A 25,167-nucleotide genomic window follows, 5' to 3' on the forward strand; every position below is an offset into this window, starting at 1 on the left:
GGCGCCCGCGGAAGTCAGGCCAACACGTCTTCCGCTGGCACGTACGGCAGGCCGAGCGCCAGCGCGACGGCCTCGTAGGTGATGCGGCCGTCGCACACGTTGAGGCCCGCGCGCAGATGGGGATCGTCGGCCATCGCGCGTTTCCAGCCCTTGTCGGCGAGCGCGAGCGCATGGCCGAGCGTCGCATTGTTCAACGCGAACGTCGACGTGCGCGCGACCGCGCCGGGCATGTTCGCGACGCAGTAGTGCACGACGCCGTCGACGACGAAGGTCGGCTGCGCATGTGTCGTTGCATGCGATGTCTCGAAGCAGCCGCCCTGGTCGATCGCGACGTCGACGACGACGGCACCCGTGCGCATCGTCGCGATCATGTCGCGCGTGACCAGCCGCGGCGCCGACGCGCCCGGCACGAGCACTGCGCCGATCACGACGTCGGCGTCGCGCACGGCTTCGTCGATCGTGTGCGCGTTCGAGCAGACGGTCGCGATCCGGTTCGCGAAGACCAGGTCGAGCTGGCGCAGCCGGGCCACGTTCGTGTCGAGCACGGTGACGCGTGCGCCGAGGCCGACCGCCATCTGCAGCGCACCGGTGCCCACCACGCCTGCGCCGAGCACCACGACGTGCGCGGCCGGCACGCCGGGCACGCCGGCCATCAGCACGCCGCGGCCGCCCCGCGGGCTTTCGAGGTGCGTCGCCGCGACCTGGATCGACATGCGTCCGGCGACCTCGCTCATCGGCGCGAGCAGCGGCAGCCCGCCGCCGGGGCCCGTCACGGTCTCGTACGCGATGCACACCGCGCCGGACTTCACCAGCGCGGCCGCCTGCTGGGGATCGGGCGCGAGATGCAGATACGTATAAAGAATCTGTCCGCGCCGCAGCATCGCGCACTCGGCCGCCTGCGGCTCCTTGACCTTGATGATCATGTCGGCGCGCGCGAAGACGTCGCGCGCGTCGTCGCACAATGTCGCGCCTGCGGCCGTGTAGTCGTCGTCGTGCAGACCGATCGCGGTGCCCGCGCCGCGCTGCACGAGCACGCCGTGGCCATGACGCGTGAGTTCGCGCGTGCCGGCCGGCGTGAGGCCGACGCGGTACTCGTGATTCTTGATCTCCTTCGGCACACCGATCAGCATGAGTCGCCTCCATGGGTATTCGTCATTGTTGTCGTGCCCGAGCGCGCCGGCGAACGGCACGTATGCGACCGCTGCGCATGCACGGTTCGAGTGCCGTACTGGAATAAAAGGGTAGTGGTGCCCGGAGGGAAGTCAAGCGGCGGCCAGTGCGACGGTGCGCGCGCACTGCATCGCAGCACGCGGCGTGGCGTATTGCGACCGGACGTCGCAATGCATGCGGCACGTGGTTTGGGTATCGTCTCGTGTTGCGCGGAACGGAGCCGCGTGCTGCCGGAGCCGTTCCGGCTGGATCACGACACGATGAGACAAGGAACCTTACCGAGATGAGCGGCGCGTATTTCAGCGTGCCGACGCTTTGTGCGATTGCAATCGTTCACGTCTACTGGGCGTTCGGCGGACGGTTCGGCAAGCGTGCGGCCATTCCGGAACAGGATGGGGTACCGCTCCTGCGGCCGACCATGGTCGGCACGCTCGCCGTCGCGACGGCGTTGCTGGCCGGCGCATGCGCGGTGGCGTCGCGCGCCGGCTGGCTGTGGCCGAACCTGTATCCCGGCGCGATCGCGCTCGCGATCGTTGCGCTCGCATTGATCTTCGCGGTGCGCGCGGTCGGCGATTTCCGCTACGTCGGCTTCTTCAAGCGAGTGCGCGGGTCGCGTTTCGCGCAGATGGACAGCCTGTGTTACTCGCCGCTGTGCGTGGCGCTCTCGTTGTCGATCGCGTCGATGCTTTGGTCGTGATGAGCGTCGCGCCTCGCGCGGCAGCCAGTTTGCCGCGCGCGGCGCCCTGACGCCCGTCGCGGCGTCGCGATCGAACGCGCGGAGTGGGCGAAGCCCGCGCATCGCGCCACCGTGGTGAGCGTCAACACGACCCGCGCCACGGGTCTTGCGTATTCCGGAAAACGATTTCCTCATTATTGCGGTTTTCGATGTAATGAATTGCATTGAACCCTTTGGAAATGGAACCGGTTCCATTTATAATTCGCGGCGTTTGTCGTCGGGCCCGGAATGAGGGTCGTGCACGATGCGCTTGCCGTCGGCCAGCGCGGCGTCTAAGTTGAACAGGGCCATGGCGATGAAGGGCGGATGCGGGCGGTAAGCCGGTATCTGCCCGATGATCAGACCCGCGAAGAGGTCGAACCCGCAGCGCGCCGGAACCGGCGCGCTGCGCGGCTGCATGACGGCGCCACCGCGCAGCGCGTGGCGTGCGCCCGCATCGAGGTTGTTCGCAACGCCGCAAGAACAGGACGGCCGGCCGCGCGCGGCAAGGCTGCCGTGCCGGGCATGCCGCATGCGGAATGCGGGCCCCGAACCACGTTCCACAACGATCACCATCCGACCATGTCCACGCCACCCGACAAACCCAATTCGCGTCGCCGCTTCCTGCGCACGTCGGTCGCGCTCGTGCCGATCGCGTCGGTCGCCGGTTGCGACCTGCGCTCGTCGTCGTCCTCGACCACGGCCGGCAATGCCTCCACCGCGCCGGCCGGCGGCGAACGCGCGCCGTACAAGCCGACCTTCTTCGATGCGAAGGAGTGGGCGTTCGTCCAGGCCGCCGTCGACCGGTTGATCCCGGCCGACGCCGAAGGCCCCGGCGCGCTCGAATCCGGCGTGCCCGAATTCATCGACCGCCAGATGGAAACCCCGTACGCACACGGCGCGACGTGGTACATGCAGGGGCCGTTCCAGCAGGGCGTGCCCGAGCTCGGCTACCAGCTCAAGCTCGTGCCACGCGACATCTACCGGCTCGGCATCGCGGCGGTCAACCGCTATTGCGAAAAGGCCCATGGCAAGGTGTTCGCCGATCTCGACGCGCCGACTCGCGACACCGTGCTCGGCGCACTCGAAAAAGGCGGCGCGCAGATCGACGACGTGCCGTCCGCCGTGTTCTTCGGCCAGTTGCTGCAGAACACGCGCGAAGGCTACTTCTGCGATCCGGTGCACGGCGGCAATCACGACATGGCCGCGTGGAAAATGATCGGTTTTCCGGGCGCGCGCGCCGACTTCATGGATTTCGTCAACCAGAACGGCAAGCCGTACCCGTACGGCCCCGTCTCGATCAACGGGGAGCGCAGCTGATGGCCGCAGAGAAAAAGCCGCATGTCGATGCGGTGATCGTCGGCTTCGGCTGGACCGGCGCGATTCTCGCGAAGGAACTGACCGAAGCGGGCCTGAACGTCGTCGCGCTCGAGCGCGGCGAGTATCGCGACACCTACCCGGACGGCGCGTATCCGAACACGATCGACGAGCTGACCTACAACGTCCGCAAGAAGCTGTTCCTCGACCTGTCGAAGACGACCGTGTCGATCCGCCACGGCGTGCAGGACACCGCGCTGCCGTACCGGCAGCTCGCCGCGTTCCTGCCGGGCGAGGGCGTCGGCGGCGCGGGGCTGCACTGGTCGGGCGTGCATTTCCGGATCACGCCGGAGGAGCTGCGCCTGCGCAGCCACTACGAAGAGCGCTACGGCAAGAAGTTCATCCCGGAAGGGATGACGATCCAGGACACGGGCGTGACCTACGACGAGCTCGAGCCGCATTTCGATTTCGCCGAGAAGGTGTTCGGCACGTCGGGGCAGGCGTACAAGGTCGGCGGCAAGGTGGTCGGCGACGGCAACGTGTTCGAAGCGAACCGCAGCGACAACTTCCCGCTGCCCGCGCAGCTCAACACCTATTCGGCGCAGCGCTTCTTCGACGCGGCCAGGTCGCTCGGCCTGCATCCGTACCGGCTGCCGTCGGCGAATACGTCGGGCCCATACACCAACCCGTACGGCGTGCAGATGGGCCCGTGCAACTTCTGCGGCTACTGCAGCGGCTACGCGTGCTACATGTACTCGAAGGCGTCGCCGAACCTGAACATCCTGCCGGCGCTGAAGCAGGCGCCGAACTTCGAGCTGCGCTCGAAGTGCCACGTGTTGCGCGTGGACCTCGACGACACGAAGAAGCGTGCGACGGGTGTCACCTACGTCGACCCGGCCGGCCGTGAAGTCCATCAACCGGCCGATCTCGTGATCGTCGCGGCGTTCCAGTATCACAACGTGCACCTGCTGCTGCTGTCGGGTATCGGCAAGCCGTACGACCCGATCTCGGGCGAAGGCGTGGTGGGCCGCAATTTCGCGTACCAGAACCTGTCGACGATCAAGGCGTTCTTCGACAAGGACACCTTCACGAACCCGTTCATCGGCGCGGGCGGCAACGGCGTCGCGGTGGACGACTTCAACGCGGACAACTTCGACCATGGCCCGCTCGGCTTCGTCGGCGGTTCGCCGCTGTGGGTGAACCAGGCCGGCGTGAAGCCGATCAGCGGCATTGCGACGCCGCCGGGCACGCCGCAATGGGGCGCCGCGTGGAAGAAGGCCGTGAAGGACAACTATGCGCACACGATCTCGATGGACGCGCACGGCACGAACATGTCGTACCGCGATGTCTACCTCGACCTCGATCCGACCTATCGCGATTCGTACGGCCAGCCGCTCTTGCGGATGACATTCGACTGGAAGGACAACGACATCAAGATGGCGCAGTACGTGACCGGGCAGATGAAGAAGATCGCGGAGGCGATGGGGCCGAAGGCGATCGGCGTATCGACGCGCGAGTTCGGCAAGCACTTCGATTCGCGCGCATACCAGACGACGCACCTGGTCGGCGGCGCGATCATGGGCACCGATCCGAAGACGAGCGTGCTGAACCGCTACCTGCAATGCTGGGACGTGCACAACGTGTTCGTGATGGGCGCGTCGGCGCTGCCGCAAGGCATCGGCTACAACCCGACCGGTATCGTCGCGGCGCTGGCCTACTGGTCGGCACGCGCGATCCGCGAGCAATACCTGAAAAATCCCGCTCCGCTGGTGACCGCATGAAGAGGACAGTGAACCACCACAACGCCGCGCGCCGAATTTCCCCGCTGCGGCGCGCACTGGCGATCGGCACGGCATGGGCGGCGTTCGGTCTCGCGGGCGGGGCGGCCTTCGCGCAACCGGCGGGGCCGGCTGCGGCTTCGGGCCCGACGGTGGCACCGGCGGCACAATCGGCCGACGCGAACCTCGTCAAGCGCGGCGAATATCTTGCCCGCGCGGGCGACTGCATCGCGTGCCACACTGCGAGCGGCGGCAAGCCGTTCGCGGGCGGGCTGAAGTTCGACACGCCGATCGGCGCGATCTATTCGACCAACATCACGCCGGACCCGAAGACGGGCCTCGGCGGCTGGACGCTCGACGACTTCACTCGCGCGGTGCGCGAGGGCGTCCGCAAGAACGGCGACACGATGTACCCGGCGATGCCGTACCCGTCCTACGCGCGCCTGAGCGACGACGACGTGAAGGCGCTGTATGCGTACTTCATGCACGGCGTCACGCCGGTCGAACGCGAGAACCGCGCGGTCGACATCGTGTGGCCCCTGTCGATGCGCTGGCCGCTGATGTTCTGGCGCAAGATGTTCGCGCCGGCGCCGAAGCCGTTCGATGCGGCGTCGTACACCGATCCGGTGGTCGCGCGCGGCGCGTATCTCGTGCAGGGTCTCGGTCATTGCGGCGCGTGCCACACGCCGCGTGCGGCGACGATGCAGGAGCGCGCGCTGACCGATGCGGGCGGCCTCGACTTCCTGGCCGGCGGCGCGGCGATCGACGGCTGGGTGCCGACGAGCCTGCGCGGCGAGTCGCGCACCGGGCTCGGCACGTGGAGCGAAACCGAGATCGTGCAGTTCCTGAAGACCGGCCGCACGCTGCGCACGGCCGCGTTCGGCGGGATGATGGACGTGGTCGGCCACAGCATGCAGCACTTGAGCGACGACGACCTGACCGCGATCGCGCGCTACCTGAAGACGCTGCCGCCGCGCGTGCAGGGCGAGCAGCCGCACATGTACGACGCGGCCGCGGCGAAGGCGCTGCAGACCGGCGACGCGAGCAAGCCGGGCGCCGCCGTCTATCGTGACAACTGCATGGCGTGCCACCGCAGCGACGGCCACGGCTACACGCGCGTGTTCCCGGCGCTCGCCGGCAATCCGGTCGTGCAGGGCGAGGATCCGACGTCGCTGATCCACGTCGTGCTGGAAGGCAGCGCGCTGCAGGGGACGCACACCGCGCCGTCGACCTTCACGATGCCCCCGTTCGGCTGGCGCCTGTCGGACCAGGAAGTCGCGGACGTGTCGAACTTCGTGCGCACGAGCTGGGGCAATACGGGCACGGCGATCACGGCCGCGCAGGTCGCGAAGGTGCGCAAGAGCACGCCGTCGACGCGGCCGGAGCCGCCGCCGGGCGCGCGGTTCCCGCAGGCGTCGCGCTGACGCACGCGGCGGGACGCCGGTCGCCGCCCGATCGATCCGCCGCGCGCCGCCGGCCGGCGCGTGGGGCGCGTTCCGACTGCCCGGGGTAGTACCCCCGCAATGGCGGGCCACCGCGTGAATTTTTCGCGGTGGCCCGCCATTTTTCCATCTCATCCCTTATCCTTCCATTCTTGAACCTTACTAAATAGTTACAAGAACTCGGGAGGGGGGATGCCTCATGACGTCAGCCTGATTGCGTTGCTCGCGGCCGGTTTCGGTCTCGCGATGATCTTCGGTTACCTCGCGTCACTGCTGAAAATGCCGCCGCTCGTCGGCTATCTGCTCGCCGGGATCGTGATCGGCCCCGGCACGCCCGGTTTCGTCGGCGACCTGTCGCTCGCGCAGCAGCTCGCGGAAGTCGGCGTGATGCTGCTGATGTTCGGTGTCGGCCTGCATTTCTCGCTCGGCGATCTGCTCGCGGTGCGCAAGATCGCACTGCCGGGGGCCGTCGTCCAGATTACCGTCGCAACGTTGCTCGGCGGCGGGCTCGCGCTCACGTGGGGCTGGAGCCTCGGTGCGGCGCTCGTGTTCGGGCTCGCGCTGTCGGTCGCTAGCACGGTCGTGCTGCTGCGGGCGCTCGAGGGGCGCGGGCTCGTCGAGACGGTGAATGGGCGCATCGCGGTCGGCTGGCTCGTCGTCGAGGATCTCGTGATGGTGCTGGTGCTCGTGCTGCTGCCGCCCGTCGCGGGGCTGCTCGGCGGTACGCCGCCCGGCGATGCGCACGCGGCCGGCGGTAGCGTGTGGGGCACGCTCGGCGTCACGATGCTGAAGGTCGCCGCGTTCATCGCACTGATGCTCGTGGTCGGCAAGCGCGTGTTCCCGCGCATCCTGTGGCTCGTCGCGCGCACCGGTTCGCGCGAGCTGTTCACGCTGTGCATGATCGCCGCGGCGGTCGGCATCGCGTACGGCGCGGCGAAGCTGTTCGACGTGTCGTTCGCGCTCGGCGCGTTCTTCGCCGGGATGATGATGCGCGAGTCGGAGTTCAGCCGGCGCGCGGCCGACGAGACGCTGCCGCTGCGCGACGCGTTCTCGGTGCTGTTCTTCATTTCGGTCGGGATGCTGTTCGATCCGACGGTGCTGCTCACCGAGCCGCTGCACGTGATCGAAGTCGCGGCGATCGTCCTGATCGGCAAGACGCTCGCGGCAGTCGCGCTCGTGATCGCGTTCCGCTATCCGCTGAACACCGCGCTGACGGTCGGCGCGGGCCTCGCGCAGATCGGCGAATTCTCGTTCATTCTCGCGGGGCTCGGTCGTGCGCTCGGGCTGCTGTCGGCCGAAGGGCAGAGCCTGATCCTCGCGGTCGCGCTGATCTCGATCGCGATGAACACGCTGCTGTTCGCGATGATCGATCCGGCGCTCGCGTGGATCCGCAAGCATTCGGCATTCGCGCGCAAGCTCGAGGCACGCGACGATCCGCTCGCCGCGCTGCCGATGTCGACGCCGCAGACGCACCTGACCGGGCAGGTCGTGATCGTCGGCTACGGCAAGGTCGGCACGCGGATCGCGCATGCGCTGGACGAGCGCGGCATCGCGTATGTCGTCGTCGAGCAGAATCGCGAGCTCGTCGAAAAGCTGCGCGCGGACGGCGTCGCCGCCGTGTCGGGCGACGCGATCGAGCCGGTCGTGCTCGTGCAGGCGCATATCGCGCGCGCCGGGATGCTGGTCGTCACGCTGCCGGACGTATTCGACGTGCGGCAGATCGTCGAGATCTCGCGCACACTGAACCCGATGCTGGAGGTCGTGCTGTGCACGAACAGCAGCGACGAGGCCGCGTTGCTGTCGAGCGAGGGTGTCGGCACCGTGTTCATGGGCGAGAGCGAACTCGCGCGCGGAATGACCGAGCACGTGCTCGGCAGGATGGTGAAGCCGGCGGCGGCTGCGCACGCGCACTGACGGTCGCGCGGCCGGGGTCGCGCGGGTGGCGGGATAGTGTCGGCCAGCGGAAAGGGGGCGTGCCGGGAATTCGGCACGGCGAACAGTCAACCTGTTCGCCTCGCGCGGCGCCGAGTGCGTCCTGGCGGCTTCAGCCTGCCGCCGCCTTCGCCGGTACGGCCGCGCCGGATTGCGCGGCCGTTTTCACGGGGGCCGATGCCTTCTGCTCGCCCGCCGTCTTCGGTTGCGCCGTGGCCTTCGGCGCCGCGACGGTCTTCTGCGGTGCGGCCTTGACCGGCGCATTCGGCGTCGGCTCGACCGGTGCGTCGGGCGGCACGCCGAGCAACTGCAGCGAGCCGCTCGTGACCGACGAGAACACCGGGCCGGCCACCGTGCCGCCGTAATAGCCCTTGCCGCGTGGCTCGTCGATCATCACCGCGACGATCAGGCGCGGGTTGCTCATCGGCGCCATCCCCGCGAACAATGCGCGGTACTTGCCCTTCGCATAGGTCGCGCCGACCTGCTTGCGCGCCGTGCCCGTCTTGCCGCCGATCCGGTAGCCGTCGACGCGCGCGCGGCGCCCCGTGCCGCCTTCGCCGACGGCCGACTCGAGCATCGCGCGGATCGCCGCCGCGGTTTGCGGCGACGTCACGCGGTGGCCGCGATGGGCATTGATCGTCTGCGGGTCGGAGCCGTTCTTCAGCAGCGACACCGGGTGCAGCGTGCCGTCGCCCGCGTAGGCGGTGTAGGTCTGCGCGATCTGCAGCAGCGACATCGACAGCCCGTAGCCGTACGCCATCGTCGCCTGCTCGATCGGCCGCCAGCGCTTGTAGCCGCGCAGGCGGCCCGACGCGACGCCCGGGAATGTCAGCTCCGGCGCGCGGCCGATCCCGTATTCCTGGTACTTGTTCCAGATCGTTTCGGCGGGCAGGTTCAGCGCCAGCTTCGCGAGCGCGACGTTGCTCGACTTCTGCAGCGCCTGCGAGACGGTCAGCGAGCCGTGGTTCGACGTGTCGTGGATCACGGCCGGGCCGATCTTGTAGGTGCCGGGCGATGTGTTGATGATCGTGTTCGGCGTGACCTTGCGCTCGTCGATCGACAGCGCGACGACGAGCGGCTTGATCGTCGAACCCGGCTCGAACGTGTCGATCACCGCGCGGTTGCGCAGCTGCTGGCCCGTCAGCCGGGCGCGGTCGTTCGGGTCGAAGGTCGGGTAGTTCGCGAGCGCGAGGATTTCGCCGTTTTGCGCGTCGAGCACGACCACGCTGCCGGCTATCGCGTTGTTCTCGAGCACTGCGGCCTTGAGCTGGCTGAACGCGAGCTGCTGGATCCGCCGGTCGATCGTCAGTTCGATCGTCGCGCCGTGCTGCGCGGGCACGAGCGGACGCGTGTCGGACACGATGCGGCCGAGCCGGTCGCGGATCACCTCGCGCTGCCCGGAGGTACCCGACAGCCGCCCGTTCGCCGCGAGCTCGACGCCTTCCTGGCCCTTGTCCTCGACGTTGGTGAAGCCGACTACGTGCGCGGCCGATTCGCCCTCCGGATAGAAGCGCTTCGAGTCGGCGATCTGCGTGATGCCGTCGATCTCGAGCTTGTCGAGCCGGCTCGCGGTGTCGGCGTCGATCTGCCGCTTGAGCAGCACGAACGTGCGGTCGTTGCGCAGGCGGCGCTTCACTTCCGCGAGCGGCATGTCGAGCAGCTTCGCGATCTGCGGATAGTCGATTTCGGCGACTTGTTTCGGATTCGCCCAGATTTCATACGTCGACAGGCTGACCGCGAGCATCGCGCCGTTGCGGTCGACGATGCGCCCGCGCATCGCGTCGAGCTCGATCGTGCGCTGGTAGCGCTTCTGGCCTTGCCCGACGTAGAAATCCTGGTTCGCGACCTGCACCCAGAAGGCGCGTCCGATCAGTGCGGCGAAACCGAGGGACACCATGATCACGACCAGCTTCGAGCGCCACATCGGCAGGCGCGACGCGAGCATCGGATGCTTGGTCGCGGCGGCGTATGGATCGGCGGGATGGGTCTTCTTTTTCACGCTCATGCAAGGGCCGGGTCGGGCCGCCGGACGGCGGCAAGTCAGTTGGAATAATGCGATTGTAATAAATGAGTAAACATCATGTGGGGAAAGTATGTTTCGGCCCCATAAAAGGTTTGCGTTTCCGCCCGGGCACGGCCCGAAGAAGGGGAGCGCGGCGAAATGGCAATGCGGCCTGACGTACTTGTGCCGACGGAGCCGGGAGGGATGGGCGGAGCGTTGTTACCGCCGCCGCGGTTCGATTAACCCGGCCCCGATTAATTAAGGGACCGGAAAATAAAAAGGCGCCTCGAAGAGAGGCGCCGTTATTCGTGAATATCTAAATGAATATCGCGGAAACTGGAATAAACCCGAAAACCGCAGAGGATTGCCGTCAAAAATACCTATCGCGCGACGGAAATAAATTCATGGTATTCCGGCTCCGCCGTGGAACGATCGACCGCCTGCAGACGCCATGCGCCGTCGGGGTGCTCGCCGGCGAGCACAGCCGGACCTTGCTCGCGCTGCGTCGCGCTGAACGACAGCCCCTTCAACTGGCATACGGCATTCCCGCTGTCGGCCGCGCAGAGGGCCATTGCGCCTTCCACGTCCCGGACCTTGCCCCAGCTCGGAAGATCGATCCCCTGGTGTGCCTCGCGTGACCACAGCCCCTCATCGGTATCGACCCAGAGCACCGCGAAGGAGTGACGGGTTGCCGACTCGCTGCCATTAATCCGAATAGTGAGGCGCATTGGATCGTCTCCTGAAAAAAATGACACATTCGACCGTTTTGGTTTGACCAGTCTAGATAGACTGCCGTGAAACGCAAGTGATAATCCGCAATAAATCCGAATTGCACCTATAGGCGTTTCCCGATGAAACGACGTCTGACGATCCGCCACGATCGTGGTGGAGCGCGCAAACGCAAGCGCAGCATGATCCGCGCGCCGCGACCGGAACCTGGCGTGTCTCGGACATGCGATGACCCGGGAGAGGCCGCGTCGAAGTGTCGCGTCGAAGCGAGGGCCCGACGCGCATCGGCCATCCTGCCACGCAAGCCCTCGCATGCTGCCCGACCGGACGTTTCGATGATTCGACCGCCCGGCCGGTACGACACACTCCGACATTCGCATACAAATCCGCACACTTTCACGAAACTTTCAGGACAGACTTGCGGGCGATCAGGCCCCACACTTGGATCTTCCGATCCTGCGCCGCGGACGCCTGTCCGTGGCGGGCCGCCGCCGCCTCGTGCCAGAGACGCGATCGACGCGATCGCGGGCCGCAGCCCGATCGGGATAACCGGGGCGAGCGTCGGCCCCGGCCCGGCCGACAGCCGTGCACCGCTCCGCGATCCGGGGCGGCCGCGGCGTCCGGCCGATTCTTCGAAGGAGACTATCGTGCTGATCTGGAAAACCGCGTTGTCGCTCAACTGGCGCACGAGCCTCGTGTCGCCGGCCAGCGCACCGGTCGCGGCGGCCAACGTCGGACGGCTGGTGCTCACCGGCGCCACCGGCTTCATCGGCAGCACCGTGCTGACGGCGCTCGTCAACGCCGGGTTGCTCGAGCGCATCGTGTGTGTCGTTCGTGCGGAGCATCGCGCCCACGCGGTCGCGCGTCTGCGCGAAGCGGCGTTGCGCGCGGGGCTCGCGCCGTACTGGGCATCGCGTCTCGGCGACGCGAACGTGGTCGTCGGTGCGCTCGGCGACGTGTGGCAGGGCACCGACGCGTCGCGTCTCGCCGGCGCGACGCACGTGATCCATTGCGCGGGCCATGCGTCGCCGGCCGACGGTTCGCACCTGCAGGCCGACATCGCCGATTCGCTGCGCTTTGCCGAGCGGTTCGCGCACGCGCCGCAGCTGCAGCGTTTCGTGTACGTCGGCACCGCCTATGCGCACGCGGGCCGCGGCGGGATCGTGTACGAGGCGTCGGCGGGCGACGCGGCGCAGGGCGGCGACGGGTTGCACGGCGCGGTGCTCGCGGCGGACTACCTGCAAGCGAAGGCCGAAACGGAGCAGCGCCTGCGCGCGCTCGGGCTGCCGCTCGTCGTCGTGCGTCCGTCGCACGTCGTCGGTCATACGGTGCTCGGCACGCGGCCCGCACCGAATTCGTTCTGGATGTTCCGCGTCGCGCACGCGGCGCGGCGCTTTACCGCGCGGCCGATGACGCGCATCGACATCGTGTCGGTCGACGATGTCGCGCGCGCGACGATGCTGCTGGCCGTGAAGCCGACGCTGATGCACGACGTGTACCACGTGTCGGCCGGCGACGAGGCGCCGCAGGTCGCGCAGATCGTGCGCGCGATGGACGAGGCGGCCGGCATGACGGGCGCGCCGCGCTACGCGGCCTGTGCGCCGGCCGAACTGCCGCTCGTGGTGCGCGATGTGCTGGGGCGGTCCGATCCGGCGCTCGAACGCGTGATCGGCCGCGCGTTGCAGCGGTGCGCGGAGTTCGCGATGGTCGATCGCGTGTTCGACAACCACCGCGTGCGCGACGAAATCGATTTCGAGCCGCTGCCGTTCATCGATTACGTCGAGGAATGCATGCGCACGTCGCGCGGCGTCGCGGTGACAGAACTGATGCGCGGCGCGCTGCACTGACGGCCCGCGCGATGCGGGGCCTGCCGATTCCCGGGGGCCGGTTCGTCGCCGCTCGCGGCGGTCCGGCGGCGGCGGGCCCTACGACGCGCTGCCGAGTTCGATCAGCCGGTCGAGCGCCCGGTAGATGTCGTCCAGGCCGTCCTGGCCGAAACGCGCTTCAAGCTGACGATATTGCTCGTCGATGCGCGGACCGATTTCAGTGACCAGTTTCCTGCTTTGCGGCGTCAGGCTCACCAGCAGCCGGCGCTGATCTTCCTGCGCGCGGGTGCGCGTAATCAGGCCGTCGCGCTCCATGCGTTCCAGCACGCCCGTGAGGCTTGGGCTCAGGATGCAGCAGCGGCGCGCGATCTGTCCCGCTTCGAGCGCGTGCGCCGGCTCGCCGTCGAGCACGCGAATGATCCGCCATTGCTGTTCGGTCAGCGCGAATTCCTTGAGAATGGGCCGGAACAGGCACATCAGGGTTTCGCGGGCCTCGAGCAGCAGCATGGCCAGGTTGCGATGGTCGAGCGTACGGTTCATCGGGGTGGGTAGAGGGGCAGAGGACGGGGACGCATCAATCTTAACAGCCGGTGGGAATGAATTTCGTGTGTCAGGGTAATCGAGGTTGCGAGCGTTCGATTGTTTACTTAAGATGTTAAGTATTGACGATGCGCCGCGACGCGCGGCAGGGGAATGACGCATGGAGCTGTCCTGCATGACCGCCGCGGCACTGCCGCTGCCGGTCGCCATCGGTACCGTCTACGGTGCGCTGCTCAACGAGCGCGCCGCACTCGACGCGCTCGGCGACGCCGTTCACGCGCCGCCTTACGGCCGTCCGCCGCAGGCACCGATCCTTTACATCAAACCGGCCAACACGCACGCAGCCGACGGCGCGGCCGTCGCGGTGCCGGCGGGCATCGATGCGTTGGAGATCGGCGCGTCGGTGGCCGTCGTGTTCTCGCGGCGCGCGACGCGCGTGCCGGCCGCGCAGGCGCTCGACCACGTGCACGGCTTCACGCTCGCGAGCGACGTGTCGGTTCCGCACCGCGATTACTACCGTCCGGCCGTGCGCTTCAAATGTCGCGACGGCTTCTGCCCATTGGGCCCGGCGATCGTGCCGGCTGCTGCGCTCGGCGACATCGACGCGATCGGCCTGACGGTACGGATCGACGGCAGCACCGCGGTGTCCGCATCGACCGCCACACTGATCCGCCCGGTGCGCGAACTGATTGCCGACGTGACGGCGTTCATGTCGTTCGACGCGGGCGACGTGCTGCTGCTCGGCGTCGCGGGTGGCGCACCGCTTGCCCGCGCGGGAAGCGTGGTGGAGATTACCGCTGCCGGCATCGGCACGTTGCGGCATACGTTGATTGCGGAGGAAGCACGATGAAGACGGCGCGCGTGATCTACAACGGCGCACTGCATGCGGCCGAACCGGCCAGCGACGGCGCGATCCGCCTCGACACGGGGCGCGTGCTCGCCGAGGACGCGGTGACGTGGCTGCCGCCCGTCGCGCCGCGCACGACATTCGCGCTCGGCCTCAACTACGCGGACCACGCGAAGGAACTCGCGTTCAAGGCACCGAGCGAGCCGCTGATTTTCCTGAAGGGGCCGAACACCTTCATCGGTCATCGGTCGCGCACCATGCGCCCGGCGGACGCGACGCACATGCACTACGAGTGCGAGCTGGCCGTCGTGATCGACCGCCCGGCGCGCAACGTGAGCCGGGCGCGGGCAATCGACTACGTTGCCGGCTACACGGTCGCGAACGACTACGCGATCCGCGATTACCTCGAAAACTACTACCGCCCGAACCTGCGCGTGAAGAACCGCGACACCTGCACGCCGCTCGGGCCCTGGCTCGTCAGCCGCGACGAGATCGGCGATGCGGGCGGCCTCACGCTGCGCACGACGGTGAACGGCCGGGAGACGCAGCGCGGCAGCACGCGCGACATGATCTTCGACGTACCCGCGCTGATCGAGCACATCAGCGGTTTCATGACGCTCTCGCCGGGCGACCTGATCCTGACCGGCACGCCGGAAGGTTTGGCCGACACGAAGCCGGGCGACGAGGTGGTGACCGAAATCGAAGGGATCGGCCGGCTCGTGAACACGATCATCGGCGAAGCAGACTACTATCGCGCCGGCTGAGCCCGTCGCCCAAGGAAGGAGAGCACATGACCATCAAGCACTGGATCGACGGCCGCGAAGTCGAGAGCCGCGAGACCTTCACGACGCTGAATCCCGCGACGGGCGACGTGATCACCGACGTCGCATCGGCCGGCGAGGCCGAAGTCGACGCGGCCGTGCGCGCGGCGAAGGAAGCGTTCCCGAAATGGGCGAACACACCCGCCAAGGAGCGCGCGAAGCTGATGCGCAAGCTCGGCGAGCTGATCGAGAAGAACGTGCCGATGCTCGCCGCGCTCGAGACGCAGGACACGGGCCTGCCGATCGCACAGACGAGCAAGCAGCTGATTCCGCGCGCGTCCGAGAACTTCAACTTCTTCGCGGAAGTGTGCGTGCAGATGAACGGCCGCACGTATCCGGTCGACGACCAGATGCTGAACTACACGCTGTACCAGCCGGTCGGCGTGTGCGCGCTGGTGTCGCCGTGGAACGTGCCGTTCATGACCGCGACGTGGAAGACGGCGCCGTGTCTCGCGCTCGGCAACACGGCCGTGCTGAAGATGTCGGAGCTGTCGCCGCTGACGGCCGACCAGCTCGGCCGGCTCGCGCTCGAGGCTGGCATTCCGCCGGGTGTGCTGAACGTCGTGCAGGGCTACGGCGCGACCGCCGGCGACGCGCTGGTGCGCCATCCGGACGTGCGCGCGGTGTCGTTCACGGGCGGCACGGTCACGGGCAAGCGGATCATGGAGCGCGCGGGCCTGAAGAAGTATTCGATGGAGCTTGGCGGCAAGTCGCCGGTGCTGATTTTCGACGATGCCGATTTCGACCGCGCGCTCGACGCGTCGCTGTTCACGATCTTCTCGATCAACGGCGAGCGTTGTACCGCAGGCTCGCGGATCTTCGTGCAGCGCACGATCTACGATCGCTTCGTGCAGGAATTCGCGCGCCGCGCGAACAATCTGGTGGTCGGCGACCCGTCCGATCCGGCGACGCAGCTCGGCGCGATGATCACGCGCCAGCATTGGGAGAAGGTGACCGGGTATATCCGGATCGGCGAGCAGGAAGGCGCGCACGTGGTGGCCGGCGGCGCGGACAAGCCGGCCGGTCTCGCCGAGCATCTGCGCAACGGCAACTTCGTGCGCCCGACCGTGTTCGCGGACGTCGACAACCGGATGCGCATCGCGCAAGAGGAAATCTTCGGACCGGTCGCGTGCCTGATCCCGTTCGAGGACGAGGAAGAAGGTCTGCGGCTCGCCAACGACACGTCCTACGGGCTCGCGTCGTACATCTGGACGCAGGACGTCGGCAAGGTGCATCGCCTCGCGCGCGGTATCGAGGCCGGGATGGTGTTCGTGAACAGCCAGAACGTGCGCGACCTGCGCCAGCCGTTCGGCGGGGTGAAGGAGTCGGGCACCGGCCGCGAGGGCGGCGAGTACAGCTTCGAGGTGTTCGCGGAGATCAAGAACGTGTGCATCTCGATGGGTTCGCATCACATTCCCCGCTGGGGCGTGTAACTGGCGCGGGTCGTTTCGCCGCAGGAATACCGCCAGAACGCCAGAACGATACGGAGACTTAACGATGGGCAAACTGTCCCTCGCCGCGAAGGTCACGCACGTGCCGTCGATGTACCTGTCGGAGTTGCCCGGCAGGCATCATGGCTGCCGCGAAGCGGCGATCCGCGGCCATCAGTTGATCGGTGAGCGCTGCCGCGCGCTCGGCGTCGACACGATCGTCGTGTCGGACGTGCACTGGCTCGTCAACGCCGGGTATCACGTGAACTGCAATGCGCGGTTCGCGGGCACGTATACCAGCAACGAACTGCCGCATTTCATCCGCGACATGGAGTACGCGTATCCGGGCAACCCGGCGCTCGGCCGCCTGATCGCCGAGACGGCCAGCGCGCGCGGCATCGCGACGCGTGCGCACGAGATCGACAGCCTCGAACTCGAATACGGCACGCTCGTGCCGATGCGCTACATGAACGGCGACCAGCACTTCAAGGTCGTGTCGATCGCGGGCTGGTGCATGTGGCACACGCTCGACGAAAGCCGGCGCTTCGGCGAGGCGCTGCTCGAGGCGATCGGCAAGAGCGATTCGAATGTCGCATTCCTCGCGAGCGGTTCGCTGTCGCACCGCTTCAACGACAACGGCAGCCCCGAGGAATCGATCCACCAGATCAGCCGCGAATTCTTCCGGCAGGTCGACCTGCGCGTGGTCGAGCTGTGGAAGCAGGGCGATTTCAGGACCTTCTGCGCGATGCTGCCCGAATACAACACGCATTGCCACGGCGAAGGCGGCATGCACGACACGGCGATGCTGCTCGGCCTGCTCGGCTGGGATCGCTACGACAAGCCTGTCGAGATCGTCACCGACTATTTCGCGAGCTCCGGCACCGGGCAGATCAACGCGATCTTCCCGCTCGCCTGAGCGCCTCATCACCTATCAGGAGCGTTGCCATGCCACACATCGTCGTCGAGTACACCGCGAACATCCGCGACGACGCGCGCATTCCCGCGCTGCTGCGCACGATCAACGCGACGCTGATCGCGCAGGGCGGCGTGTTCCCCACGGGCGGCATCCGCTCGCGCGCGATCGAGCTGCAGGACTACTGCGTCGCCGACGGCACCGAGGACGACGCGTTCGTCCACGTAACGCTGAAGATCGGCTCGGGTCGCAGCGACGAAATCAAGAAGGCCGCGTGCGACACCTTGTTCGACGCGATCAAGGCGCATTTCGCCGAACTGTACGCGAAACGTTACCTCGCGTTGTCGATGGAGCTCACCGAGTTCAGCGAAAGCGGCTCGTACAAGCACAACAACATCCATGCCCGCTACAAGCGGGCCGGCTGAACCCCATTCCCGATCCGACCATGCTCGAACCTGCCCTCATCGATCAGCTCGCCCGACGCCTGCACGACGCCGAGCGCGCGCGCACGCAGATCCGCCAGATCTCGCTCGACCATCCCGACATCACGATCGACGACGCCTATGCGATCCAGCGCGCGTGGGTGAACCTCAAGCTTGCGGAAGGCCGCACGCTGAAAGGGCACAAGATCGGCCTTACGTCGAAGGCGATGCAGAACACGTCGCAGATCGACGAACCCGATTACGGTGCGCTGCTCGACGACATGTTCTTCGATGACGGCGGCACGATTCCGACCGGGCGCTTCATCGTGCCGCGCGTCGAGGTCGAACTCGCATTCGTGCTCGGCAAGCGGCTTGCCGGCCCGAACTGCACGATCTTCGACGTGTACGACGCGGTCGACTACGTGGTGCCCGCGCTCGAGATCATCGATGCACGCAGCCAATCGATCGACCCCGACACGAAGCGGCCGCGCAAGGTGTTCGACACGATCGCCGACAACGCGGCCAATGCGGGCGTCGTGATCGGCGGGCGCCCGGTGCGGCCGCAGGACGTCGACCTGCGCTGGGTCGCGGCGATCATGTCGCGCAACGGCGTGGTCGAGGAAACGGGGGTCGCGGCCGGCGTGTTGAACCATCCGGCCAATGGCGTCGCGTGGCTCGCCAATCGGCTGGCGCGTTTCGGCGTCGCGCTCGAGCCGGGGCAGATCGTGCTGGGCGGCTCGTTCACGCGACCGTGCGCGGCGCGGCCGGGCGACACGTTCAGCGTCGACTACGGTCCGCTCGGGACGATCCAGTGCCATTTCGAGTGAGGGGCGCGCGATGCAGATTCCGCCGAATGTCTTCAAGCGCGCGCTCGCGCGCGGCGATGCGCAGATCGGGCTGTGGCTCGGGCTCGCGAATCCGTACAGCGCCGAAGTCGTCGCCGGCGCCGGGTTCGACTGGCTGCTGATCGACGGCGAGCATGCGCCGAACACGGTACCGACGATTCTCGCGCAGTTGCAGGCGATCGCGCCGTATCCGTCACATGCGGTCGTGCGGGTGCCGTGGAACGATCCGGTGATCGTCAAGCAGGTGCTCGACCTCGGCGCGCAGACCTTGCTCGTGCCGATGGTGCAGAGTGCCGATGAAGCGTGCGCGGCGGTGGCCGCGACGCGTTATCCGCCGCACGGGATTCGCGGGGTCGGCAGTGCGCTTGCGCGCGCGTCGCGGTGGAATCGCGTTGGGGACTACCTGCATCGCGCGAACGACGAGATGGCCGTGCTCGTACAGGTCGAGACGCGCGCCGGGCTCGATGCGATCGACGCGATTGCGCGGGTCGACGGCGTCGATGGCGTGTTCATCGGGCCGGCGGACCTCGCTGCCGATCTCGGGCATCTCGGCAATCCGGGGCATCCCGATGTGCAGGCTGCGATCGACGGTGCGATCCGGGCGATCAAGGCGGCAGGGAAGGCGCCGGGCATTCTCAGCGCGGACGAGGCGGCGGCGCGTCGGTATCTCGAAGCTGGGGCGTTGTTTGTTGCGGTCGGCGTGGATACAACGCTGCTGGCGCGGAGTGCGGAGCGACTGGCGGCGCGATTCAAGGGGAACGGCGGCGAGGCGGCGAAGAAGGGGGATGGGACGTATTGACGAATGGCGGCGGCAGGCGTTTTCCGTCTACCGGACGCTTGCCTTCCGTCCCATGGTTTCCCATTTGCCAAGGGCCGCGCTCATTCGTCTCCGCGTCGCCCTGTTTCCATATACCTCCCCGGCGTCGTCCCCAACGCACGCTTGAACATGTCGATGAACGCGCTCACGTTGTCGTACCCGAGATCGAGCGCGATCGTCGTCACCGGCACGCCGTCGGCAATGCCCTCCAGCGCCCGCAGCAGCCTGGCCTGCTGACGCCACCGGGCGAACGTGAGCCCCGTCTCCGCGACGAAGCGACGGCTCATCGTCCGCGCGCTGATCCCGGCCCATTCGGCCCATTCCTCGAGCCGCCGGTTGTCCGCGAGATCCGCGGCAAGCGCATCGGTGATCCTCATCAGCTGCGGATCCCGCGGCCGCACCAGCCCCAGCGCCTCGACCTCCGACGACGCGATTTCATCGAGGATCACATCGGCGATCCGCGTCTGCGCGGCATCCAGGTCCGCATTCCCCCAACTCGCCGCGCGCTGCACGGCTTCGCGCAGCAGCGGCGTCGTGCGGATCGCGCGCGGGGTGTCCGGCAGTACCGCGCAGCGCGCTTCGGCGACGAACGCCGACCAGCCGGCAATCGGCCCGAACGAACGCAACGAATGCCGGCAGTGCGGCGGAATCCAGATCGCATGGATCGCCGGCACGACCCAGTCCTGATCGTCGAGGCCGATCGTCAGCAGCCCGCTCAGCGCGCCGACGAGCTGTCCGCGCGCATGCGAGTGGGATGGCGTCACGCGCGGGTCGCGTTGCGACATGACGGCAGCGACGACGAACGGGCCGTCGTCGGACGTGACGAATCGGGCGGGCAGGAGTGGATCGGACATGGCCGGATATCGGTATCGAATGGCCGTTATACCGGAGATCGGCCGGATTCGCACGCCTACACTGCGACCATCGATGACAACCGGAGTACGACACGATGCGAGCCGAACAGATGCTTCCCGACCATGCCGACCGGATCGAGGCCGACGGAACGACGATCCGCAAGGGCACGGTTGGTGCGTTCCTGGTCAACGCGCGGGTGCTGACCGACCCGAACGCCGCGCCCGCCGACCGGACGCGCGCGGAAGTCGACACGATCGATGCATTGCCCGCCTTACGCGCGCTTGGCCTGTTCGACGTGCTGGAAGTTCGCGATCCGGCGCTGCGCGCGTGGCTGGACGCACGCTGACGCGCACCGGAACCGTCGATCGAGATCCCCGATTGAAGGGGCCACCGTGAAAGCAGCAGTCGTAACGGGCGCCGGCGAGCGCCCCGTCATTGCTCGGCGCGGGCGCTCGAGCCACATTTCCGCACAGGCGCGGATGTCGTGCTCGACTGTCTGTGGGGGTGCAGCGCGCAGGCGCTGCTGGTTGCCGCGGCGAAAGCGACGCCCGACGACCGCCGGCTGCGTTTCGTGCAACTACCAGGGGCGGGGCGGCCAGTCGAGACCCGGCGACGCGTCGCGCAACGTCTGCGCCGCCGCCCGCCGTCAGACTCAGAACCGCTGCTGAATCCCCGCCGTCACGCCGACCTGCGTCGTGCCGTAGCCCGCGAAATCGCGCGAAACGCCGACCTTCTGGTCATGCTTCGCGATCGCAAACGCGCCTGCCGCGTACAGCACCGTGCGCTTCGACAGCGCGTAGTTCGCGCGCACCGACACCAACGTCGGATCTGCATCGCTGCCGCCCTTGACGTTCTGGTGATAGACAGCGGCGATCAGCGAGAACGTCGGTGTGAACTGGTACGACCCGCCGACCCAGTACGTGTCGCTCAACTGGTTCGCCGCAGTGGTGCGAAACGTGCGCTTGTAGTTGCGATAGCCGGCCATCGTTTTCAGGTTGCCGAAGTCGTAGCTCAGGCCCGCGTGGATGCCCTGGATGTAGTTGACGGTATCGGCCGGCGTGACGCTGTCGGCCGCGCCGTTCTGCCGGTCGAACGTGAGCACTGCCGCGAACGGGCCGGTCTCGTAGCCGAGCGCGAAGTCGTATTTCGAGCTGGTCTTCACGCTGCCCGGCACGTTGCCGAAGCCGTACATCGCGCCGAACTTCACGCCGCTGAATTCACCGTCGTAGCGCACCGCGTTCGACGAGCGCGTGAACATGCCGTCCTTGCGGCCACCCGTCGCCATCGACGACGTCGCCCACGAGTAGTTCTGCGCATAACCCATCGGGTCGAACGGCAGCATGTAGTCGTAGGTGACGGTGTAGTTGCGGCCGAGCGTCAGCTCGCCCCATTTGCCTTTCAGGCCGACCGTCGCGCGGCGCGCGAAGATCGAGTCGGGGCCGTCGTCGAACGCTCCATTCGCGAGATCGATGCCGCTTTCGAGGCGGAACACGGCTTTCAGCCCGCCGCCGAGATCCTCGACGCCGCGCAGGCCCCAGCGCGACGTATTCTTGTTGCCCGACTTCAGCTTGACGGAACTGCCGCCTTCCGGTGCCGCATGGTTCGTGTATTCGATGCCGGCATCCATGATCCCGTACATCGTGACCGACGATTGCGCGTGCACGGCCGGCGCGGCGATGCAGGCCGCGGCGGCCGTGCTGGTGAGGAGTGCTGCACGAAATTTCATTGACGGTGTCTCCTGGTTTATTGTGGGTTGGGTGAAACAGGTGTGACGCGGTCGCGGCCAACGCCGGAAAGCGTTCGCCGGGCCAGCCGGTCATTGCCTTGCTCGACGTGCGCGACGGCGCGCAGGCCGCCGCGCGGGTCAGCCCGCTTTCGCGAACGCCCAGCAGTCGTTGGTCGGGAATTCGATCCAGTGCTTGCCGGCCGCGCGCGGCACGTGGCCGAACGCGCGCAGGCGCATTTCGCCGCAATGGAACAGGTATTCCCAGCGATCGCCGAGATACATCGACGTGACGAGATCGGCCTGCAGCCGGTTCGCGCCCGGGCCGTCGGCGACCTGCACGCGTTCGAGGCGGATCACGGCCTGCACGTCCTGGCCCGGTGCGAACGCGTCGCGGGCCAGCGCCTGCAGTTCCCAGCCGTCGCCGGCGAGCGTCACGCGTTCGCCATCGACGGCGGCGACGCGTGCGTCGATGCGGTTGTTGCTGCCCATGAACTCGGCCGTGTACAGCGAGCGCGGCGCGCCGTACAGCTCGGCCGGCGTGCCTTCCTGTTCGATGCGGCCATTGCGCAGCAGCAGGATGCGGTCGGACATCGCCATCGCTTCGGTCTGGTCGTGGGTCACGCAAAGCGCCGACAGCCCGAGCGACACGATCAGCTCGCGCAGCCATGCACGCGCTTCCTCGCGCAGCTTCGCGTCGAGGTTCGACAGCGGCTCGTCGAGCAGAATCACCGGCGGGTTGTAGACGAGCGCGCGTGCGATCGCGACGCGCTGCTGCTGGCCGCCCGACAGCTGATGCGGAAAGCGTTCCGCGAGATGGCCGAGGCCGAGCTGGTCGAGCGCGGTCTGCACGCGGCGCTTCTGTTCGGCGGGCGCCACGCGGCGCAGCTTGAGCCCGTAGCCGACGTTCTCGGCCACGGTGCGGTGCGGCCACAGCGCGTACGACTGGAACACGAGGCCGAGCGAACGCTGTTCGACCGGCAGATCGACGCGCTGCGCGCCGTCGAAGAACACGCGGTCGTCGAGCTGGATGCGGCCGTCGGACGGCTGTTCGAGGCCGGCCACCGCGCGCAGCAGCGTGGTCTTGCCGCTGCCCGATGCGCCGAGCAGGCACACGACTTCGCCAGCCTTCAGTTCGAACGACACGCCCTTGAGGATCGGGTTGGCGCCGTAGCTGAGATGCAGGTCGTCGACGATGAGCTTATCCATGAAGTTTCACTCCGAAGCGCAGGGCCACGCCGAGACCGGCGCCGACCATCGCGATGTTGATGACAGAGAGCGCGGCAACCTGGTCGACGGCGCCGGTCGCCCATAGCGACACGAGCAGCGCGCCGATCACTTCGGTGCCGGGCGACAGCAGGTAGACGGCGGTCGAGTATTCGCGCTCGAAGATCATGAAGATCAGGAGCCACGCGGCGAGCAGGCCGAAACGCACGAGCGGCAGCGTCACGTCGAGCGACACGCGGCTGCGCGTCGCGCCGACGCTGCGGCCGGCTTCTTCGAGCTCGGGGCCGACCTGCAGCAGCGCGCTTTGAATGAGCCGCATCCCGTATGCGAGCCACACGACCGTGTACGCGATCCAGATGCTCCACATCGAGTTCTTCAGCTCGCGCAGGCCCGGGACGAACAGGAAGATCCACAGGAACGCGAGACCGGCGAGCAGGCCGGGCACCGCACGCGGCAGCAGCACGAGGTAGTCGAGCAGCTTGGTCGCCCAGTCGGGGCGGCGATGGCCGGCGAACGCGACGAGCGAGTAGAAGCCGATCGCGAGCGCGCCGCCGATCACGCCGATGCCGAGCGTGTTGATGATCGCGCGCACGAGGTTGTCCTGCTCGAACAGCTCGATGAAGTTCGACAGCGTCAGCACTTCGGCGAGCGCGACGCCTTCGCCCCAGTTGGTCACGAATGCGCGCAACACGATGCCGGAAATCGGCACGATCACCGTCAGCATCAGCCACAGCGCGACGATCGCGAGCGCAACCCAGCGCCATACGCCGAGCGGCAGCACCGTCGCGCGGCCGGCCTTGCCCTTCACGGTGACGAAACGGTTCGCGGTCTTCAGCAGGCGGCGCTGCAGCAGCACGAGCGGGAACGTGATCGCGACGATGCACACCGCGACCGCGGCCATCAGGTGATACGACGGCACGCCGAGCTTGTTGGTCAGCTTGTACAGGTAGGTCGCGAGCACGAGGTGGCCTTCTGGGTCGCCGAGCACGAGCGGCAGCCCGAACACCTCGAAGCCGAGGAAGAACACGAGCACGCCGGCGAACAGCAGTGCGGGCATCGTCATCGGCAGGCTCACGTCGAGCGCGACGCGGAACGGGCGGGCACCCGTCACGCGCGCGGCTTCCTCGACGTCCGAGCCGAGGTTGCGCAGCGCGGCCGACGAGTACAGGTACACGTGCGGAACGTGCGTGAGGCCGACGATCACCGTGATCGCGAAGATCGAGTAGACGTTCCAGGGTACGTTCTGCACCCCGAACAGTTCCTTGAACCACACCGAGTAGAAGCCGACCGGGCCGGCGGCGACCACGTAGCCGAACGCGAGCACCATCGGCGACACGAACACGGGCGTGAGCAGCAGCGGTTCGAGCCAGCGGCGGCCGGGCAGGTCGGTGCGCACCATCAGGAACGCGAGAATGCCGCCGAGCGGGATCGAGATGAACAGCATCCCGCCGGCGATGATGAACGAGTTCTTTACGGCCGACCAGAAGTCCGGGTCGGTGAAGATGAAGCGGAAACCCTCGATGCCGAGCGTCTTGTTCGCATCGAAGAACGGCGCGGACAGCAGGCTCTGGAACAGGATGAAGCCGAGCGGCAGCGCGACCGCGACGGTGAGCACCGCGACGACGATCCAGCGCAGCATGCCGGCGAGCGGCTGCAGGCTGTTGGCCGGCAGCGCGGGGATCGCGCCGCCCGGGCCGGTGGTGGGCGGAACGGCCGGCGCCGTTGCCCGTGTGCTGGTTGAAAGCATGAGTTCGCCCCTGCGGCCATCCGGATGGCCGCCTCTAGGAAGTCGGTAAGGGGAAGGGGGCGCCCGCGC

The 25,167-nt window shown here is 67.5% G+C and carries 23 protein-coding genes and 1 pseudogene; 15 read left to right on the top strand and 9 right to left on the bottom strand.

The features are described from left to right. Nucleotides 1-14 precede the first annotated feature (14 nt). On the bottom strand, nucleotides 15-1,130 hold the full coding sequence (ald, locus tag DIE11_RS11385; RefSeq protein WP_124623680.1) for an alanine dehydrogenase: 1,116 nt from the start codon (nucleotides 1,128-1,130) through the stop codon (nucleotides 15-17). 323 nt (nucleotides 1,131-1,453) lie between these two features. On the opposite strand from ald, the gene DIE11_RS11390 reads away from it, so the two are divergent. Continuing rightward, entirely contained in the window at nucleotides 1,454-1,867 is a 414-nt protein-coding gene (locus DIE11_RS11390) for a DUF3995 domain-containing protein (protein ID WP_124623682.1), read from the top strand. A gap of 234 nt (nucleotides 1,868-2,101) precedes the next feature. On the opposite strand, the gene DIE11_RS11395 is transcribed toward DIE11_RS11390, so the two are convergent. Continuing rightward, on the bottom strand, nucleotides 2,102-2,461 hold the full coding sequence (locus DIE11_RS11395) for a hypothetical protein (RefSeq protein ID WP_174920111.1): 360 nt from the start codon (nucleotides 2,459-2,461) through the stop codon (nucleotides 2,102-2,104). Between the two features lie 6 nt (nucleotides 2,462-2,467). Between DIE11_RS11395 and DIE11_RS11400 the strand changes: the two genes are divergently transcribed. The 4 genes from DIE11_RS11400 to DIE11_RS11415 all read left to right on the top strand — a co-directional run bounded on the left by DIE11_RS11400 (nucleotide 2,468) and on the right by DIE11_RS11415 (nucleotide 8,336). Further along, a complete protein-coding gene (locus DIE11_RS11400; protein WP_124623685.1) occupies nucleotides 2,468-3,205 on the top strand; it encodes a gluconate 2-dehydrogenase subunit 3 family protein in 738 nt (245 codons plus the stop codon). Continuing rightward, nucleotides 3,205-4,983: a GMC family oxidoreductase gene (locus DIE11_RS11405; protein WP_124623688.1), complete on the top strand. Its 1,779-nt coding sequence runs from the start codon at nucleotides 3,205-3,207 to the stop codon at nucleotides 4,981-4,983. Before DIE11_RS11400 ends, DIE11_RS11405 begins: the two co-directional genes overlap by 1 nt. Beyond that, on the top strand, nucleotides 4,980-6,404 hold the full coding sequence (locus tag DIE11_RS11410) for a cytochrome c (RefSeq protein WP_124623691.1): 1,425 nt from the start codon (nucleotides 4,980-4,982) through the stop codon (nucleotides 6,402-6,404). Before DIE11_RS11405 ends, DIE11_RS11410 begins: the two co-directional genes overlap by 4 nt. A gap of 210 nt (nucleotides 6,405-6,614) precedes the next feature. After that, nucleotides 6,615-8,336 carry a cation:proton antiporter gene (locus tag DIE11_RS11415; RefSeq protein WP_124623694.1) on the top strand — a complete coding sequence of 574 codons (1,722 nt, stop codon included), beginning with the start codon at nucleotides 6,615-6,617 and terminating at the stop codon, nucleotides 8,334-8,336. A 130-nt stretch (nucleotides 8,337-8,466) separates the two neighbouring features. Here the strand turns inward: DIE11_RS11415 and DIE11_RS11420 are convergent, their stop codons facing one another. Then, nucleotides 8,467-10,359 carry a penicillin-binding protein 2 gene (locus DIE11_RS11420; RefSeq protein WP_124623697.1) on the bottom strand — a complete coding sequence of 631 codons (1,893 nt, stop codon included), beginning with the start codon at nucleotides 10,357-10,359 and terminating at the stop codon, nucleotides 8,467-8,469. Nucleotides 10,360-10,736: 377 nt separating this feature from the next. Beyond that, nucleotides 10,737-11,084, bottom strand: a complete 348-nt coding sequence (locus tag DIE11_RS11425; protein ID WP_059599280.1) for a DUF3564 family protein — start codon at nucleotides 11,082-11,084, stop codon at nucleotides 10,737-10,739. A 648-nt stretch (nucleotides 11,085-11,732) separates the two neighbouring features. On the opposite strand from DIE11_RS11425, the gene DIE11_RS11430 reads away from it, so the two are divergent. Further along, a complete protein-coding gene (locus tag DIE11_RS11430) occupies nucleotides 11,733-12,932 on the top strand; it encodes an SDR family oxidoreductase (RefSeq protein ID WP_124623699.1) in 1,200 nt (399 codons plus the stop codon). Nucleotides 12,933-13,010: 78 nt separating this feature from the next. Here DIE11_RS11430 and hpaR read toward each other — a convergent pair whose 3' ends face one another. Continuing rightward, nucleotides 13,011-13,451, bottom strand: coding sequence for a homoprotocatechuate degradation operon regulator HpaR (gene hpaR / locus DIE11_RS11435; protein WP_059599282.1), 441 nt, complete (start codon nucleotides 13,449-13,451; stop codon nucleotides 13,011-13,013). Nucleotides 13,452-13,611: 160 nt separating this feature from the next. On the opposite strand from hpaR, the gene DIE11_RS11440 reads away from it, so the two are divergent. From DIE11_RS11440 to hpaI, 7 genes are all read left to right on the top strand, one after another. After that, nucleotides 13,612-14,301 carry a fumarylacetoacetate hydrolase family protein gene (locus tag DIE11_RS11440; protein WP_124623703.1) on the top strand — a complete coding sequence of 230 codons (690 nt, stop codon included), beginning with the start codon at nucleotides 13,612-13,614 and terminating at the stop codon, nucleotides 14,299-14,301. After that, nucleotides 14,298-15,062, top strand: coding sequence for a fumarylacetoacetate hydrolase family protein (locus tag DIE11_RS11445; RefSeq protein ID WP_124623706.1), 765 nt, complete (start codon nucleotides 14,298-14,300; stop codon nucleotides 15,060-15,062). The genes DIE11_RS11440 and DIE11_RS11445 overlap by 4 nt, the downstream gene beginning before the upstream one ends. A gap of 26 nt (nucleotides 15,063-15,088) precedes the next feature. Next, nucleotides 15,089-16,552: a 5-carboxymethyl-2-hydroxymuconate semialdehyde dehydrogenase gene (gene hpaE, locus DIE11_RS11450; RefSeq protein ID WP_124623709.1), complete on the top strand. Its 1,464-nt coding sequence runs from the start codon at nucleotides 15,089-15,091 to the stop codon at nucleotides 16,550-16,552. Nucleotides 16,553-16,616: 64 nt separating this feature from the next. Further along, nucleotides 16,617-17,465 carry a 3,4-dihydroxyphenylacetate 2,3-dioxygenase gene (gene hpaD, locus DIE11_RS11455; protein WP_124623712.1) on the top strand — a complete coding sequence of 283 codons (849 nt, stop codon included), beginning with the start codon at nucleotides 16,617-16,619 and terminating at the stop codon, nucleotides 17,463-17,465. 29 nt (nucleotides 17,466-17,494) lie between these two features. Beyond that, on the top strand, nucleotides 17,495-17,887 hold the full coding sequence (locus DIE11_RS11460) for a 5-carboxymethyl-2-hydroxymuconate Delta-isomerase (protein ID WP_124623715.1): 393 nt from the start codon (nucleotides 17,495-17,497) through the stop codon (nucleotides 17,885-17,887). A gap of 20 nt (nucleotides 17,888-17,907) precedes the next feature. Next, on the top strand, nucleotides 17,908-18,711 hold the full coding sequence (hpaH, locus tag DIE11_RS11465; protein WP_059599288.1) for a 2-oxo-hept-4-ene-1,7-dioate hydratase: 804 nt from the start codon (nucleotides 17,908-17,910) through the stop codon (nucleotides 18,709-18,711). A 10-nt stretch (nucleotides 18,712-18,721) separates the two neighbouring features. Further along, on the top strand, nucleotides 18,722-19,528 hold the full coding sequence (gene hpaI / locus DIE11_RS11470; protein ID WP_124623718.1) for a 4-hydroxy-2-oxoheptanedioate aldolase: 807 nt from the start codon (nucleotides 18,722-18,724) through the stop codon (nucleotides 19,526-19,528). Between the two features lie 80 nt (nucleotides 19,529-19,608). Here hpaI and DIE11_RS11475 read toward each other — a convergent pair whose 3' ends face one another. Beyond that, nucleotides 19,609-20,400: a helix-turn-helix domain-containing protein gene (locus DIE11_RS11475; protein WP_124623721.1), complete on the bottom strand. Its 792-nt coding sequence runs from the start codon at nucleotides 20,398-20,400 to the stop codon at nucleotides 19,609-19,611. A 95-nt stretch (nucleotides 20,401-20,495) separates the two neighbouring features. On the opposite strand from DIE11_RS11475, the gene DIE11_RS11480 reads away from it, so the two are divergent. Further along, entirely contained in the window at nucleotides 20,496-20,747 is a 252-nt protein-coding gene (locus DIE11_RS11480) for a hypothetical protein (protein ID WP_124623724.1), read from the top strand. Nucleotides 20,748-20,843: 96 nt separating this feature from the next. Further along, a pseudogene (locus DIE11_RS36845) lies at nucleotides 20,844-20,981 on the top strand (zinc-binding alcohol dehydrogenase family protein); the annotation flags it as partial. 72 nt (nucleotides 20,982-21,053) lie between these two features. Here the strand turns inward: DIE11_RS36845 and DIE11_RS11490 are convergent. The 3 genes from DIE11_RS11490 to DIE11_RS11500 all read right to left on the bottom strand — a co-directional run bounded on the left by DIE11_RS11490 (nucleotide 21,054) and on the right by DIE11_RS11500 (nucleotide 25,098). Beyond that, entirely contained in the window at nucleotides 21,054-22,127 is a 1,074-nt protein-coding gene (locus DIE11_RS11490; RefSeq protein WP_124623726.1) for a porin, read from the bottom strand. A gap of 138 nt (nucleotides 22,128-22,265) precedes the next feature. Continuing rightward, the gene (locus tag DIE11_RS11495) at nucleotides 22,266-23,333 is read right to left on the bottom strand and encodes an ABC transporter ATP-binding protein (RefSeq protein ID WP_124623729.1); all 1,068 of its coding nucleotides are present in this window, start codon (nucleotides 23,331-23,333) and stop codon (nucleotides 22,266-22,268) included. Further along, nucleotides 23,326-25,098: an iron ABC transporter permease gene (locus DIE11_RS11500; RefSeq protein WP_059679647.1), complete on the bottom strand. Its 1,773-nt coding sequence runs from the start codon at nucleotides 25,096-25,098 to the stop codon at nucleotides 23,326-23,328. The genes DIE11_RS11495 and DIE11_RS11500 overlap by 8 nt, the downstream gene beginning before the upstream one ends. Nucleotides 25,099-25,167: the final 69 nt, after the last annotated feature.

This window comes from Burkholderia sp. Bp9012 (genome assembly GCF_003853825.1).
Lineage (GTDB): Bacteria > Pseudomonadota > Gammaproteobacteria > Burkholderiales > Burkholderiaceae > Burkholderia > Burkholderia diffusa.